The sequence below is a fragment of the Rhizobium sp. CG4 genome (assembly GCF_023701965.1).
GTDB lineage: Bacteria > Pseudomonadota > Alphaproteobacteria > Rhizobiales > Rhizobiaceae > Agrobacterium.
Genome location: NZ_JABAEG010000002.1, coordinates 34,492 through 48,431 on the forward strand (window position 1 = coordinate 34,492; position 13,940 = coordinate 48,431).

General features: G+C 57.1%; 16 protein-coding genes. 10 read left to right on the forward strand and 6 right to left on the reverse strand.

Annotation, left to right across the window (positions count from 1 at the left end):
- The first annotated feature begins 1 nt into the window (after position 1).
- Positions 2–634: a LysE family translocator gene (locus HGO37_RS05250; protein ID WP_250982460.1), complete on the forward strand. Its 633-nt coding sequence runs from the start codon at positions 2–4 to the stop codon at positions 632–634.
- A 12-nt stretch (positions 635–646) separates the two neighbouring features.
- Positions 647–1,540, forward strand: coding sequence for a dihydrodipicolinate synthase family protein (locus tag HGO37_RS05255; protein ID WP_250982461.1), 894 nt, complete (start codon positions 647–649; stop codon positions 1,538–1,540).
- A gap of 450 nt (positions 1,541–1,990) precedes the next feature.
- Here HGO37_RS05255 and HGO37_RS05260 read toward each other — a convergent pair whose 3' ends face one another.
- From HGO37_RS05260 to HGO37_RS05275, 4 genes are all read right to left on the reverse strand, one after another.
- The gene (locus HGO37_RS05260) at positions 1,991–2,425 is read right to left on the reverse strand and encodes a hypothetical protein (protein ID WP_250982462.1); all 435 of its coding nucleotides are present in this window, start codon (positions 2,423–2,425) and stop codon (positions 1,991–1,993) included.
- Between the two features lie 53 nt (positions 2,426–2,478).
- On the reverse strand, positions 2,479–2,928 hold the full coding sequence (locus tag HGO37_RS05265; RefSeq protein ID WP_192491389.1) for a hypothetical protein: 450 nt from the start codon (positions 2,926–2,928) through the stop codon (positions 2,479–2,481).
- Positions 2,929–3,299: 371 nt separating this feature from the next.
- Positions 3,300–3,743: a hypothetical protein gene (locus HGO37_RS05270; RefSeq protein ID WP_250982463.1), complete on the reverse strand. Its 444-nt coding sequence runs from the start codon at positions 3,741–3,743 to the stop codon at positions 3,300–3,302.
- Positions 3,744–4,404: 661 nt separating this feature from the next.
- Positions 4,405–5,298, reverse strand: a complete 894-nt coding sequence (locus HGO37_RS05275; RefSeq protein ID WP_192491388.1) for a LysR family transcriptional regulator — start codon at positions 5,296–5,298, stop codon at positions 4,405–4,407.
- A 125-nt stretch (positions 5,299–5,423) separates the two neighbouring features.
- Here HGO37_RS05275 and HGO37_RS05280 point away from each other — a divergent pair, with 125 nt between their 5' ends.
- From HGO37_RS05280 to HGO37_RS05315, 8 genes are all read left to right on the forward strand, one after another.
- A complete protein-coding gene (locus HGO37_RS05280) occupies positions 5,424–6,611 on the forward strand; it encodes an MFS transporter (protein WP_250982464.1) in 1,188 nt (395 codons plus the stop codon).
- A complete protein-coding gene (locus tag HGO37_RS05285; RefSeq protein ID WP_250982465.1) occupies positions 6,608–7,087 on the forward strand; it encodes a cyclophilin-like fold protein in 480 nt (159 codons plus the stop codon). The genes HGO37_RS05280 and HGO37_RS05285 overlap by 4 nt, the downstream gene beginning before the upstream one ends.
- A gap of 43 nt (positions 7,088–7,130) precedes the next feature.
- A complete protein-coding gene (locus tag HGO37_RS05290) occupies positions 7,131–8,216 on the forward strand; it encodes an alpha/beta hydrolase (protein WP_250982466.1) in 1,086 nt (361 codons plus the stop codon).
- A 393-nt stretch (positions 8,217–8,609) separates the two neighbouring features.
- A complete protein-coding gene (locus tag HGO37_RS05295) occupies positions 8,610–9,368 on the forward strand; it encodes an SDR family oxidoreductase (protein ID WP_250982467.1) in 759 nt (252 codons plus the stop codon).
- Positions 9,369–9,480: 112 nt separating this feature from the next.
- The gene (locus HGO37_RS05300) at positions 9,481–10,128 is read left to right on the forward strand and encodes an HAD family hydrolase (RefSeq protein WP_250982468.1); all 648 of its coding nucleotides are present in this window, start codon (positions 9,481–9,483) and stop codon (positions 10,126–10,128) included.
- A gap of 113 nt (positions 10,129–10,241) precedes the next feature.
- The gene (locus HGO37_RS05305; protein WP_250982469.1) at positions 10,242–11,027 is read left to right on the forward strand and encodes a carboxymuconolactone decarboxylase family protein; all 786 of its coding nucleotides are present in this window, start codon (positions 10,242–10,244) and stop codon (positions 11,025–11,027) included.
- An 81-nt stretch (positions 11,028–11,108) separates the two neighbouring features.
- Positions 11,109–11,570 (forward strand): (R)-mandelonitrile lyase, encoded by a 462-nt coding sequence (locus HGO37_RS05310; RefSeq protein WP_250982470.1) that lies wholly within the window; start codon positions 11,109–11,111, stop codon positions 11,568–11,570.
- A gap of 150 nt (positions 11,571–11,720) precedes the next feature.
- Complete coding sequence (locus HGO37_RS05315; RefSeq protein ID WP_250982471.1) at positions 11,721–11,960, forward strand: tautomerase family protein; 240 nt, start codon at positions 11,721–11,723, stop codon at positions 11,958–11,960.
- A gap of 85 nt (positions 11,961–12,045) precedes the next feature.
- On the opposite strand, the gene HGO37_RS05320 is transcribed toward HGO37_RS05315, so the two are convergent.
- Positions 12,046–12,996, reverse strand: a complete 951-nt coding sequence (locus tag HGO37_RS05320) for a bifunctional helix-turn-helix transcriptional regulator/GNAT family N-acetyltransferase (protein WP_250982472.1) — start codon at positions 12,994–12,996, stop codon at positions 12,046–12,048.
- A 183-nt stretch (positions 12,997–13,179) separates the two neighbouring features.
- Positions 13,180–13,911 (reverse strand): SDR family NAD(P)-dependent oxidoreductase, encoded by a 732-nt coding sequence (locus HGO37_RS05325; protein WP_192491379.1) that lies wholly within the window; start codon positions 13,909–13,911, stop codon positions 13,180–13,182.
- Positions 13,912–13,940 lie beyond the last annotated feature (29 nt).

The window sequence follows — 13,940 nt, forward strand, 5'->3', positions numbered from 1 at the left end:
CATGCCCGTTGATATCAACCAGCTTCTGATTGTTTTTACCGCCTATATCATTGCTGCCGGCAGCCCCGGCCCCAGTAATATGCGTATTATGGGCGTTGCAATGAATGATGGCCGCAAGGCGGGTCTGGCCATTGCATCCGGCGTGGTCAGCGGCTCGATTTTCTGGGGGCTGATGGCAGCGTCAGGAGTTTCGGCGATTTTAAAAACCTATCCCGGCGCCATTGTTGGCCTGCAGATTTTTGGCGGGCTTTACCTGCTGTTTCTGGCCTTCAAGGCGGCACGCGCTGCGGCTGCGCCAGACCGGCCGGTGTCGCTGGACAGTGACCGGGTGGTGCCCTCCATGGGCGCGCTTTACCGGCGCGGCCTGATGATGCACCTGATGAACCCGAAATCCATTCTGGCGTGGATTGCACTGATGACGCTTGGTCTGGGGTCGCAGGCCTCGACCACGGGTGTGGTGATTATTCTGGCCGGCTGCGCGGTGCTCAGCGTGACGATTTTCTGCGGTTACGCCATCGTGTTTTCCACCGGGCCGATGGTGCGGCTGTACCGCCGCGCCCGCCGCTGGATTGAAGGGGTGCTGGCGCTATCCTTCGGGCTTGCCGGTTTGAAACTTCTCCTGTCACGCATTTGAAAGCCAACTCCCATGTCGCTTTTTGAAGGCCTTTCGGCATTTCCCATCACGCCCACAGATGCAGCTGGCCGGGTGGACACAGACGCGCTGGCGCGCATTCTGACCCGCATTCGTGACGCCAAGGTGCACTCGATTGGCCTGCTTGGCAGCACCGGCGGCTATGCCTTTTTAAGCCGCGAAGAACGCCGCCGGGCGGTGGACTGTGCCATGGACACCGTGGGCGACGACATTCCCGTGATTGTCGGGGTTGGCGCGTTGCGCACCGATGAGGCGCAGGCCTTGGCGCGCGATGCCGGGGCGGCCGGTGCACACGGCTTGTTGCTGGCGCCGGTGTCCTACACGCCGCTGCGCGATGAGGAAGTCTACGCGCATTTTGTAGCAATGGCTGAGGCCGGCCAGTTGCCCATGGCCATCTACAACAATCCCGGCACCACACGTTTTACCTTTTCACGGGCGCTGATTGCGCGCCTGGCAGAACTGCCCAACATCGTTGCCGTGAAAATGCCCCTGCCCGATGGCGATGATTTCGCCGGTGAACTGGCGGCCATCAGGGCCGCCACGCCTCCATCCTTCAAGGTGGGATATAGCGGCGACTGGGGCTGCGCCGCCGCGCTTTTGGCCGGTGGCGACAGCTGGTATTCGGTTATTGCCGGGTTGCTACCGGTGGAAACACTGGCCCTGGCGCAGGCATCACTGGATGGTGATAGCGTAAAGGCCGGTCAGCTCAATGCCGCCTTTGCACCGCTCTGGGCGCTGTTCAAGGAGTTTGGCAGTTTTCGGGTGATGTTTGTGATTGCCGAACTTTTAGGCCTTGGCAGATTTGCCCCGCCACTGCCGATCCTGCCGCTGGATGACGATGCGCGGTTGCTGGTGAAGGCCGCGTTGGAGAGTGCGCAGGCACAGTAAGTTCTTACTCAGAAGGCTAGAGGGGAATTTGTGGGACCGTCAGTGTCAAACAATAGTCGTTATAGAGGTAATGACCCCTCACCTGAAAAATCTATGACTTAGCTAAAGCTAAGACCATGATTTTTCTTCCTCTCCCACAGGGGTAGAGGTAAAGGCGCCAAGCCTCACCGTTTCATTTCATCAGCAACGTTTAAGACGTGCCCGAGGGTGCTGATTTGCTCGATGCGTGCAGCGCCCACCCATCTCTCCCCTTGTGGGAGAGAAAGCGATTTCAACATCTTGGGACGAACGTGCCAAGTGTTAGAAATCGCAAGTGAGGGGTGAATTCTTTGCCTCAGCGCTACGCGCATTGGGCAACCCCAACCACCCTCAGCAAGCACGAGGCTTGAGGGCTGGGTGGAGCAACGTCAACGTCAAATCATCAGTTGTTGGAAATGAACCGAGGCGGCATTAGACCCCATCATCCCGACGCGAGAATGCCGTCCAGTCAACTACCCATGCAACAACATTGATGGTCAAGGCGCTGACTGCAAGCACACCATACCGGCTTGGGTCCGACTGTTTGATGTGGACAGTAATCGCAAGGCCAGACAGGATAATGGTCGAGACAACAGTGGTTGTCAGACTTTCCACAGCAGTCGGCGGCTCGGAGCAGGTTTTGAGATTACAAACCCGCATGATCAGCCGCGCCATGCCAATGGCCGACCTCTTGGCAATGAAAAAATACAGCCTGCGGCGGTACTTTATCAAGAAGATGCCATCGCCGCAGAACATCACGACGAGAAAAATCTCGAAAGCTCCGCTATGGCCCTGCCAAATCCTGAAAACAGAAACCAAGGCGACGACAAAAATAACTGGCAAAAGCGTGCGGTCATACACTGGCATTTACAAAAAGCCCGACGTCACAAAAAGGGGTTCATCCGATATCTGTCGTGCCATCACGATGTTTCATCCGGCCAGTTCGGGTTTGGCTTGCCGACCAGCCACACCGTGACGACGCAGGCGACCCATGCCACTGCGAGGAACGCGAAAACGCCGGACTTCGCCTCCAGGAAATAAGCAATCAGCGCGACCAGAGACAGGACGATACTTCCGACAACGGTTTCGCTAATGCGTTCACGTCGCGTCAGGGCTCTGGTGCGTGGCTTGAGATTAAACGTCCTGATCACAAATTTGAGAACTGGTGTCAGGGCTTTTTGCAACAAAACATCTTGCGGCATGAGTTTACCTGTCGCCGTATGTTTGATCTTGTAAACAAAGGCGAAACCAATGGGGATGATAGCCAAGACGGCAACAGGAAAACCCAAGGCCGCCATCATGATAATGATTGCCAAAACGGCGAAGAAAAAGAACGCGTAAGACAGCACGCGGCGCAGCCATGATGGCATATGGAAAACCAACCTCACTCAACCGAAGATAGATTTTCAACCTAACGCCAGGACCCGCCATCGGTCTACAATTTGCAGAAATTGTAGTTTACGACAGGTTGCAGCGAAAAAGCGTATTAGCCGTTCTGGACAAGCTCCAGATGAGCGTTGTTGCCCATCAAAATTATACAAATAAGGAAAAGCGCAATAAATACAGAGGCGGCAAAACCCGCATAGACCTTAGGTGACATTGTAACATACCCCTACAACCAAGGATAGGTTTCAGAATTAACGCAAAGCGTGCAATTGGTCTAGTCCCCAAGCAAACTTTAATTTACGGGAGGTTGTATTGCTGTGTAATTCTCACCAGACTTGTCGTGCGTGATTGGCCGCTACCACGCGGATTGTTGCAGGCAGTTCCAATCCGCCACCCAGGCGACATAGTTGACAGCCAAAACCAGCATGCCAACGACAACATACCAGTTCAGGTCCGCGTGCCAGAAATACAGCGACGCGGTAAAACCGGACAATACAATGGTTGAAACGGCCGTGGTTTTCAGTCTTTGCCTTGCTGTGGGCGGTTCGGAAGTTGGCCCAGCGTTGAAGGCCCGCATGATCAACCGCGCGGTGGCCAGCCCGCAATAGCGCGTAAACAACGCCGAAATTGCAGGCCCATTGTTCTTGTGACGCCAATATTGGTAGGAGCAAATTATGAACAAGGGAAAGGCCAGCAGTTGTTTGTTGTAAGAGTCCAGCCGGAACACAATGACAGTCAGCAATAGGACCCATGCGTAGTAGAAAGCGAAGGAAAACAGGCGGCGTGGCGGATAAGACATCTGAAAACCCCACTCAGCCAGTCTAGTCTGTGGACATAGCTGTAATACATGATTCAATAACTCATATATTATCTACCATGGGTGGAAATCACAATCCAAAAAGGTTGTACGGGTGACATTTTGCGGTTGCGATGATGTCGTTAGATCCCAGAGAAAAGCCGTGGGATGACAGTGCGTTTGGGGCGAGGCACAGCAGAACCCCTCACCTGAAAAATCTATCACTTAGCAAGCTAAGATGATGATTTTTCTTCCTCTCCCACAAGGGTAGAGGTAGGGGTGCTGGTGGCGACGCCCCACCCTTGAGGTTATCGTATTTGGCTCGGTGGGTGCTCCGAACTCCCTCACCCCTGTGCTCGTCACAGGGGTCCAGGCCCAGCCCAAGTCCTTGGGATGAAAAGACTCTTCTCGCCGCGCAGACGCGCGTCGACTGGATGCCTGTGACATCCCTCGGGTCAAGCCCGAGGACGAGGCATGAAGGGTTGGCTGAAGTGGCCCTCAACCGCAAACAATGCTCCAACCATTTTCTCTGCGTCATCCTCGCCGCGGTAGTGAGGATCTAACCACGCCAGCCAGACAGGTTGCTGACGTGGGGACGTGGTTAGATCCCAGGGACAAGCCCTGGGATGACGTGGAGTGGGTGGAGCGGTCTGACGACCAGCCCTCACCCACGCTGGCGCAGTGCATCCACGACAACGGCCAGCGCCGGCGACATCTGCCGACGGCTGGGATAATAGAGATGGTAACCGGTAAATGGCGGGCTCCAGTCTGTGAGCACGCTGACCAGACGCCCGGCGGCAATATGGTCCGCAACCAGGTTTTCCGGGACATAGGCGATGCCGTAACCTTGCAGCGTGGCGTCAATCATCGCCACTGATGAATTGAAGGTCAGTTGTCCTTCCACTCGCACGCGAAGTTCACGCCCATCCTGTTCAAACTCCCAGGCGTAAAGACCACCCCATGTCGCCTGCCGGTGATTGATACAGCTGTGGCCCACAAGGTCTTTGGGTGTTTCCGGTGCGGCATGGCGGGCAAAATAGTCCGGTGATGCCACGGCAATCAGCCGCCAGTCGGGGCTGATGCGAACGGCAATCATGTCCTTGTCGACACTTTCGCCCAGTCTTACGCCAGCGTCAAACCGTTCCTCGACAATGTTGCGCATGCCATTGTCGCTATAAAGCTCGACCTTGACGTCCGGATATCGCGACAGGACCTTGCCAAGCTTTGGCCAGACGGTGGTTTGCAGCGCATGATCCGACAGTGTGAGACGCACGGTGCCAGACGGTTTTTCCCGAAACGCCACTAGGTTCGCCAGATCGGCTTCGATGCCTTCAAACCGTGGCCCGATCGATAACAACAGACGCTCGCCCGCCTCTGTTGTGGCCACACTGCGGGTCGTTCTGGTCAGCAGGCGCACCCCAAGCCGCGTCTCAAGCTGCTTGATGGTGTGGCTGAGCGTGGATTGTGACGTGCCGAGCGTGGCGGCGGCCTTGGTGAAGCTCTGCTCTCTGGCAACTTCAACAAACCACAGCAGATCCTTCATGTCTTCGCGCAACATTGCTGACCTCAATTCATATTGAATTTCGATAAGTCCATGCGGATTAGCATGGATTGTTCGAAAAGTCCTGCGCCAATATCTTTGTCTCACTGCAAGAGAGCGGATTTGGCTGAGGACAACATCTGATGACACTGACCTATCATCAAGACATTGAAGGCAGACGCGCCGCGTGGAGTGCCGTGCTTTCCATGACGCTGTGCGTGTTCGTGCTGATTGCATCAGAGTTCATGCCGGTCAGTCTGCTGACGCCCATTGCTGTTGACCTTGGCGTATCGGAAGGCACGACCGGTCAGGCCATATCGGTGTCCGGCATTTTTGCGGTGCTGACCAGCCTGTTTATTGCCTCCCTCACCCGCAGGCTTGACCGGCGTGTCGTGGTGCTGGGCCTGACGGGGCTGCTGATTATATCAGGCATAATCGTGACCATTGCGCCATCCTTTACCCTGTTGATGGTTGGGCGCGCACTGCTCGGTGTGTCGATCGGTGGTTTCTGGGCCATGTCGACAGCCATTGTCATGCGGCTGGTCTCTGCCCGCGAGGTGCCAAAGGCGCTGGCGCTACTGAATGCGGGCAATGCCATTGCCGCCACCATTTCCGCGCCTCTTGGCAGCCTTCTCGGTGCCTATATCGGTTGGCGCGGCGCGTTCTTTCTGGTGGTGCCGATTGGGCTGCTTGCCCTGTTGTGGCAGTGGGTGCGGCTGCCTGCCCTTGCACCCCGCACTGACCGCCAGTCGCACAATGTTTTCAGGCTGTTGTTGCGCGTGCCTGTTGCCACTGGCATGGCGGCCATACTGCTGCTGTTTATGGGCCAGTTTACGCTGTTTACCTATCTGCGGCCGTTTCTGGAGCAGGTCACGCAGGTCAGAATTGAAACGCTGTCGCTGTTCCTGCTGGTCATGGGCCTGTCGGGCGCGGCCGGAACGTGGATGATTGGCCGGCTTTTGCAACGCCGCCTGTTCAGCATTCTCGCCACCATTCCGCTGCTGATGGCCTGCATTGCCGGGCTGATGATTGCCCTTGGAGAACGGCCGGTTGCGGTCTTTGCCTGCCTTGTTGGCTGGGGTTTTCTCAGCACTGCAGCGCCTGTCGGCTGGGGTACGTGGTTGAGCCGCACACTGGCCGATGATGCCGAGGCAGGCGGCGGCCTTCAGGTTGCGGTCATTCAGTTGGCGATCACCGCCGGGGCATCGCTTGGCGGATTGGTGTTCGATGCCCTTGGATGGCGCTCGACATTTTCGATGAGTGCCCTGCTGCTGTGCGGCTCTTCGCTGTTGGCATTGGCCGCGTGGCGGGTGACACGGAGGCCAGCATGACCGCACGCATTTCTCAAACCCAAAGACGGGCGCTGCTGGCCACTATTCTTGCCGCCTCCACTTTCCCATGTCGCGCATTCAGCCAGCGCAGCCCCGGCAAAGAGACCAACAAGCAGGAGCAGATGGGTATGAGGATAAAGCTGAGTTTTGCAAACCGCACCATGACGGCAACGCTGCATGACAATGCCTCGGCGCGCGACTTTGCATCCATGCTGCCGCTTGACCTGAAAATCAGTGATTTTGGCGGCAATGAAAAGATCGCCCATCTGCCACGCAAGCTGACCACAGAAGGTCATGGCCCCTTCGACAACGAACAGCCGTTTGACCTTTGTTATTACATGCCGTGGGGCAATCTGGCGATGTTCCACGGTGCCTACAAACATCCGGGCCTGATCCGCCTTGGCCGTTTTGATGATGGTTTTGAGGCACTTCTTGTGCCCGGTGAATTTGCGCTGCGCATTGAGCGCATCGGTTAAATCCAACCCCTTTTGCCCCCTTCCACGACAAAGGAGACTTGCCATGAGCAACCACAAACAACCCACCGATGGCCACAATACCAGCCGCCGAAACCTGATGAAGGTCACCGCGCTGACTGCGGCAACCATGAGCCTGTTGCCGATGGCGGCGGGCGTGACACCAGCGCTGGCGCAGGACAGTGCATGGGACAAGGTGTTTCCCAAAAGCGAAAATGTGGACCATCAGAAGGTGTCGTTCAAAAACCGCTACGGCATAACACTGGCCGGTGACTTGTACCTGCCAAAGAACCGCACAAGCGCACCTTTGGCCGCTCTGGTCATCAGCGGGCCGTTTGGCGCGGTCAAGGAACAGTCGTCAGGCCTTTATGCCCAGACCATGGCAGAACGCGGTTTTGCAGCGCTGGCCTTTGACCCGTCCTACACTGGTGAAAGCGGTGGGGAGCCGCGCAACATCGCCTCGCCCGATATCAACACTGAAGATTTCAGCGCGGCGGTGGATTACATCGGCCTGCAATCCTTCGTCGACCGCGGGCGCATTGGGGTTATCGGCATTTGCGGCTGGGGCGGCATGGCGCTGAATGCAGTTGCTGCGGACAAGCGCGTCAAGGCCGTGGTGGCCAGCACCATGTATGACATGACCCGCGTCATGTCCAAGGGCTACAATGACAGCGTGACACTGGAACAGCGCACCCAGACACTGGAGCAACTGGGCCAGCAGCGCTGGCTGGATGCACAAAACGGCACCCCTGCCTACCAGCCAGCCTATAATGCCGAGGTAACGGCGGATTCACCGCAGTTCATGATCGATTACCATGATTATTACAGCACACCGCGTGGGTATCACGCCCGTGCCGTCAATTCCGGTAATGCATGGTCGCGCACCACGCCGCTGTCGTTCATGAACATGCCGATCCTGACCTATATTGCCGAGATTTCTCCGCGCCCGGTGATGCTGGTGCATGGCGAAAACGCCCATTCGCGTTACTTCAGCGAAACGGCTTTTGCCGCCGCCGCCGAGCCGAAGGAACTGGTGATCGTGCCGGATGCCAACCACACGGATCTCTATGACCGGATGGACAAGATCCCGTTTGACCGGATTGCCGGTTTCTTCGGCCAGCATCTGGCGTGACTATGCGGTGACATAGTTGGGTTAGCGGCACAGCGAGTGACGCCCCAACCACCCTCATTCCCGCGCTTGTTGCGGGAATCTAGTCATCCCCAGTCTTGGGGATGAAAAGACTCTTCACGCCGCGCCGACGCGCGTCGGCTGGATGCCTGTGACAAGCACAAGGCATGAGGAGAGTTTGTTGGATCGCCAGTGTCAATCAATTGACTGCGTGCAAATACACAGAACCCCTCGCCTGAAAAATCTATCACTTAGCAAGCTAAGCTGATGATTTTTCGTCCTCTCCCACAAGGGTAGAAGGTTGGGGTGCAAGCCTTACCGTGCCACCCCACGCTTCCGTTTGCCGTGCGTTGCTGCTAACCATGGTCCATCAATCAGCAAGGGACGTTACGCCGCATGACCAACCGCCCTATCGTCCTCGTTACCGGCGCCAGCAAGGGAATAGGTGCCGCAACGGCGGTTGCCTTTGCCAAGGCCGGTTATGACGTCTGCGTCAATTACAACAGCGATGCCGAGGGTGCGACCGAGACGGTGGAACGCTGCAAATCTGAGGGCGCAAGGGCCATTGCCGCGCAGGCCGATGTCGCCGACCGTGATGCGGTGGCGCAGATGTTCGAGAGTTGCGACAAGCTGCTTGGGCCCCTCTCCTGTCTCGTCAACAATGCCGGTGTCATTGGTGGTGCAAGCACCATAACAAAGCTGAAGCCGGAAAGCCTTATTGCCACTTTCGGCACCAATGTGTTCGGCATGGTCTATTGCATTCAGGAAGCGGTCAAACGCATGGCCACCGATCAGGGCGGTGATGGCGGCGCCATCATCAACATGTCATCGGTTGCCGCAAGTCTGGGCAGCCCCGGTGAATATGTGCATTACGCCGCCTCCAAGGGTGCGGTGGAAACCCTGACGATCGGGACTGGCAAGGAACTTGGTCCGGTCGGTATCCGCGTCAATGCGGTGCGGGTTGGCACCACGGCAACCGACATGCACCAGCATGAAGGCAACCCCGACCGGCCGGATATGGTGGCGCGGATGACGCCGCTTGGCCGCATTGCCCAGCCCGATGACATTGCCAATGCAGCACTTTGGCTGGCCTCACCGGAGGCGAAATTCGTGTCCGGCACCATATTGACGGTCGCTGGCGGGCTGGCGCCGTAAGTCTCTCCCCATCCATTGCTGCAGATGTCTCATGTAAGCTGGACTAGCTGTGCCATGTCGGATAGACCGGGCACATTCGAAACCCAGCATACAACCAAAACAGGATTTGATGATGGCTTTGCAGTTTTCCGGCGTATTGCTTGATCTGGACGGGCTTTTGCTCGACACGGAAAGACTGCAATTCGAAGTCGGTCCCGCCGTGCTCAAAGGCATGGGTTTTGACGTGGCGCCAAGCTTTTTTCAGGCACTGGTCGGCGTGGACCGCGCCACCGGCGCCCGCATGATCAGCAAGGAACTGGGCGGTGACATTGATGGCGCAGCCCTTGACCGGGCGTGGAATGAAGCCATGGATGAACGCATGCGTGACGCCATTCCGCTGCGGCCCGGCGTGCATGACTTTCTCGATATGCTGGATGAGCAGCAACTGCCACGCGCCATCGCCACCAACAGCGAGACGGACCGCGCCAAATGGAAATTGCAACATGCCGGCCTGTTGCACCGCATGAACGCGGTTATTGGCGTGGACATGGTAAAACGTGGCAAGCCTGCGCCTGACATCTACATCATGGCCGCTGAAACCTTGGGGCTGACGCCTGAGAAATGCGTGGCGCTTGACGACAGCGACCTTGGCGTGCGCGCCGCAATCGACGCCGGTGTGGGAAAGGTAATCCAGATACCGGACATGGTGATGAGCCGTGACCTTTACGCCCACCATCAGGCCGGATCGCTGCAGGAAGCACGCGCCATCATGGGGTTTTAAGCGCCGGCATTTATGCTGCAGACCGATAAGTCCAATCGAAATTGGGCCTCTAATGTCAGGGGAATTCGCACCTAACTTTGAAGGGTTGTCATCACCTTTGAAGGAATTCCTGTATGAACAAGAAACTTGCCGCCACGGCATTGTCCATGTCGCTTTCTGCAGCCGCCCCGACATTTGCTGAAGACACCAAACGCGCCAACATGGCGCAACCGCTGACGATTGCCGATATTCGGGCGGTTTCTCCCGCCCTTGGCAAATATTCCCAGACAATCCTGCTTGATGAAATCTGGAAACGGCCGGGCATGTCGCCACGTGACAGAAGCGTGGTGACCATTGCCGCGCTGATTGCACGCGGCCAGACAATCGAGATGCCATTTTATTTCGAGCTGGCGCTTGATAATGGCGTGACGGCTGGCGAATTGTCGGAAATCATCACACATCTGGCGTTTTATGCCGGTTTTCCGCAGGCCACGGCTGCCGTTGCGGTTGCCAAGAATGTGTTTGCAGCGCGCGGCATTACCGCCGACCAATTGCCACCGGAAAACCCGGAACTGCTGCCCATAAACCAGGCGGCGGAAGACAGTCGCGCAAAAAGCGTTGCAGAAAGCGTTGGCCCGATCTCGCAAGGCGTTGTCGATTACACCGCCATGCTGTTTCAGGATGTGTGGCAGCGCCCAGGCCTTGCGCCGCGTGACCGCAGTCTGGTGACGGTGGCATCGCTGATTACCAACGGCCAGTCGGCGCAGGTCGGTTTTCATTTGAACAAGGCAATGGACAATGGCCTGACCGCCACCGAGGCCTCGGAACTGTTGACGACACTTGCCTTCTACGCGGGGTGGCCAAACGTATTTTCCGCCGTGCCCGTTGCCAAGGACGTGATTGAAAACCGGCCAAGCTGAGCTGCCGGACGCAAGATCTGATTTGCGTCACGCAGCGTTTTTGTCGCCACCTGGCGACACCCCCATTTCAAAGGAAAAACCATGAAAAAGACCATCGCTATTGCTGCGACACTGAGTGCGCTTGGCAGCCCGGTTGCGGCCGAAGGCATCATCATCTCCGAAAACAGCACCAGGAAATCCATGCTTGCCTCGAAAGAGCAATTTACCGGTACGGTGTTTGTGGAGCCGATGTTTGATGCCAATGACCAAAATGGCCACAGCACCGGGCTGGTGACCTTTACGCCGGGTGCGCGCACCGCCTGGCATTCGCACCCGCGTGGGCAGCTTCTGATCATTACCGAAGGTGCCGGCTGGGTGCAGGAAGACGGTGCGGAAAAACGCAACGTCAAGGCGGGCGACGTGGTGTGGTTTGCCCCCGGCATTCGACACTGGCATGGCGCAACCGACACAACTCTGATGCGCCATATTGCCCTGTCCTACATGGAAAACGGCGCCAATGTTGCCTGGTCCGATCAGGTGACAGACGAACAGTTTCGTAACTGAATTGAAAGATTGAGACCCAGCCAAACAGCCCGGCCAACCATCGACAAAGGTTGGCCGGCCTTGTTTTCAGGCGGCAATTTAAAGCGGTGGCAACCCCAAGTTTTCTGTCCTATTGATGTGGCAAACCTGAAAGAAGGATTGGATAAGACCATGCCCCATATCTCCGTAAAGATGTTTCCCGGAAAGACTGAAGAGCAGAAGCAAGAATTTGCCGCAAAGGTTGTGGAAGCCGCCAAGGCGATTTTCGGCTCCACCGATGCATCGCTTTCGGTTGCCATTTCCGAGGTAGAGCCACCGGAATGGGAGACCACGGTTTACGGCCCCGACATCGCAGCCAACGAGGCCGCACTTTACAAACGCCCCGGTTACGGCGATTTGGCCAAGGCGTAAATACCAACGCCTGAGCCACAAGTTTAATTTCAAAAGACCACCGCTGATACGGTGGCCTTTATCATGTCAGGTAATGACGGTTGGATCAGGCTTGCGGGTTTTTACGCACGAAACGCTGTTCCAGCACCTCGCGGCCCCACTGGCTGCCGGCATATTCCTCAACCAGCACAAACCCTCTTGTCTCATAGAGGTGACGGGCGGCGTTGAGGCCGGCAAACGTCCACAGATGGGTTTCGGTAAAACCACTGGCGTCAACGAAATCCATTGCGGCATCCAGCAGCTTTTTTCCCGCACCAGTGCCACGCAGCGTATCATCGGTGATGAACCAGCGCAGATGGGCAATGCCCTCCCCGAGATCTTCACCGTCGATGGCGACCGAACCCCGCACCTGGCCCTCACGCATCGCAGCCCATATTCGGTTTTGCGGGTTTTCCAGACGGCCGCAGAACTCTGCCAGCCCACCTGCGACCCGGCTTTCAAAGGCCTGGCCGAAATCGCTGGTGCGGGCATAATAAAGCGCGTGCATCTCCGTGATGCGGGCAATGATGCCGGGTCTATAGCCGGTGACAATCTCAACCGGGCTTGATTGTGGCTTCTGGTCTCGTGGCAACAGCGCATCGGCGTAAAGCCGCATGCCCTCCAGCACAGTCTCATGCTGCCCCTGATGCAGACGGCCAAGCGCCGACGAGACCTGCGCACGGGCAAAGGCGTGAATGGATGCGACGCGCTGTTGTCCTGCCGGGGTTAGCGACAAGCGTTTGGTGCGGGTGTCTTCTTCACCGGCCGCTTCGCGCACATCGCCCGCTTCCACCAGCTTGCGCAACATGCGGCTGACGCTTGATTTTTCCAGACGCAGGATGGCGGCCAGATCACGCGCCGTCATGCCGCCCTTTTCAATTTCAATCAACGCATGCACGGCCGAGGGTGGCAGATTGGTGCCGGCAAAATCACCGCCCATGAAACCGAGTTCTCGCACCAGATGGCGCGAGGTGGCGCGGATGTGATCAATCAGCTGACTTGCGGCTTCAACGGCCATGGCATGAACTTTCAATATAGTTGCACCATGCAACCATATGCGTATTTCGATGGCTTTGGTCAATGATGCTCATGAAAAATCGGGAAGACCAAGATAGCCTCAGTCCGGCGTCAGGTGATCGGCGGTTTGCCGCACGGTTTGGCAAATGGCCGGGACCGTGCGGTGATGGTGGGTGGTGGCGGCCTACAGGGTAAGGCCACCATCAATAGTCAAACTTGCGCCGGTCATGTAGGACGAACCGGAACCGGCGAGATAAGACACTACACCGGCAATTTCTGCGGGATCTGCCACACGTTTCAGCGGGCTTCTGGCCGACAACATGTCGATGATACCGGCATTCATGTCAGTGTCGGTTGGGCCGGGCTGGACATTGTTGACGGTGATACGGCGCGGCGCAAGATCAAGCGCCAGACCCTTGACCATGGCTGCGACCGCGGCTTTGGTCAGCTGGTAGACACTGCTGCCGGGAAAACCTGTGCTGATGGCGACATTGGAGCCGATGGTGATGACCCGGCCGCCATCCTTCAAATGCGGCACGGTGGCCTGAATGGACAGGAAGACGCCGCGAATATTGATGTCGAGCATCATGTTGAGCTCATCCAGGCTGACGGCGTCCACTGGATTGAGACGCAAAATGCCGGCATTAACCACCACCGTGTCTATATTTCCTAAGAGGTCAACCGTTTTGGCAACCGCCGACTGTATGGCCGCCGGGTCCGCACTGTCTGCCTGAATGGCGAAGGCGCGACCGCCCAGCGCTTCAACATGGGCCACCAGTTCATTGGCGCTGTCTGGCCGTGAGACGTAGGTAAAGGCGGTATCAAAACCATCTGCTACCAGCCGTTCGACAGCAGCGCGGCCAATGCCGCGCGCACCACCAAATACCAGAGCCGTTTTACGTTCATTGATCGTCATTCAGTGTCTCCTTTATTGACTGATCTGTC

Excerpts from the sequence above, each read along its gene's own strand:
- HGO37_RS05255 (WP_250982461.1), top strand. The coding sequence starts at position 647 with ATGTCGCTTTTTGAAGGCCTTTCGGCATTTCCCATCACGCCCACAGAT.
- HGO37_RS05275 (WP_192491388.1), bottom strand. The coding sequence starts at position 5,298 with ATGTTGCGCGAAGACATGAAGGATCTGCTGTGGTTTGTTGAAGTTGCC.
- HGO37_RS05300 (WP_250982468.1), top strand. The coding sequence starts at position 9,481 with ATGGCTTTGCAGTTTTCCGGCGTATTGCTTGATCTGGACGGGCTTTTG.
- HGO37_RS05280 (WP_250982464.1), top strand. The coding sequence starts at position 5,424 with ATGACACTGACCTATCATCAAGACATTGAAGGCAGACGCGCCGCGTGG.
- HGO37_RS05250 (WP_250982460.1), top strand. The coding sequence starts at position 2 with ATGCCCGTTGATATCAACCAGCTTCTGATTGTTTTTACCGCCTATATC.
- HGO37_RS05315 (WP_250982471.1), top strand. The coding sequence starts at position 11,721 with ATGCCCCATATCTCCGTAAAGATGTTTCCCGGAAAGACTGAAGAGCAG.
- HGO37_RS05305 (WP_250982469.1), top strand. The coding sequence starts at position 10,242 with ATGAACAAGAAACTTGCCGCCACGGCATTGTCCATGTCGCTTTCTGCA.
- HGO37_RS05290 (WP_250982466.1), top strand. The coding sequence starts at position 7,131 with ATGAGCAACCACAAACAACCCACCGATGGCCACAATACCAGCCGCCGA.
- HGO37_RS05320 (WP_250982472.1), bottom strand. The coding sequence starts at position 12,996 with ATGGCCGTTGAAGCCGCAAGTCAGCTGATTGATCACATCCGCGCCACC.
- HGO37_RS05260 (WP_250982462.1), bottom strand. The coding sequence starts at position 2,425 with ATGCCAGTGTATGACCGCACGCTTTTGCCAGTTATTTTTGTCGTCGCC.
- HGO37_RS05295 (WP_250982467.1), top strand. The coding sequence starts at position 8,610 with ATGACCAACCGCCCTATCGTCCTCGTTACCGGCGCCAGCAAGGGAATA.
- HGO37_RS05285 (WP_250982465.1), top strand. The coding sequence starts at position 6,608 with ATGACCGCACGCATTTCTCAAACCCAAAGACGGGCGCTGCTGGCCACT.
- HGO37_RS05270 (WP_250982463.1), bottom strand. The coding sequence starts at position 3,743 with ATGTCTTATCCGCCACGCCGCCTGTTTTCCTTCGCTTTCTACTACGCA.
- HGO37_RS05325 (WP_192491379.1), bottom strand. The coding sequence starts at position 13,911 with ATGACGATCAATGAACGTAAAACGGCTCTGGTATTTGGTGGTGCGCGC.
- HGO37_RS05265 (WP_192491389.1), bottom strand. The coding sequence starts at position 2,928 with ATGCCATCATGGCTGCGCCGCGTGCTGTCTTACGCGTTCTTTTTCTTC.
- HGO37_RS05310 (WP_250982470.1), top strand. The coding sequence starts at position 11,109 with ATGAAAAAGACCATCGCTATTGCTGCGACACTGAGTGCGCTTGGCAGC.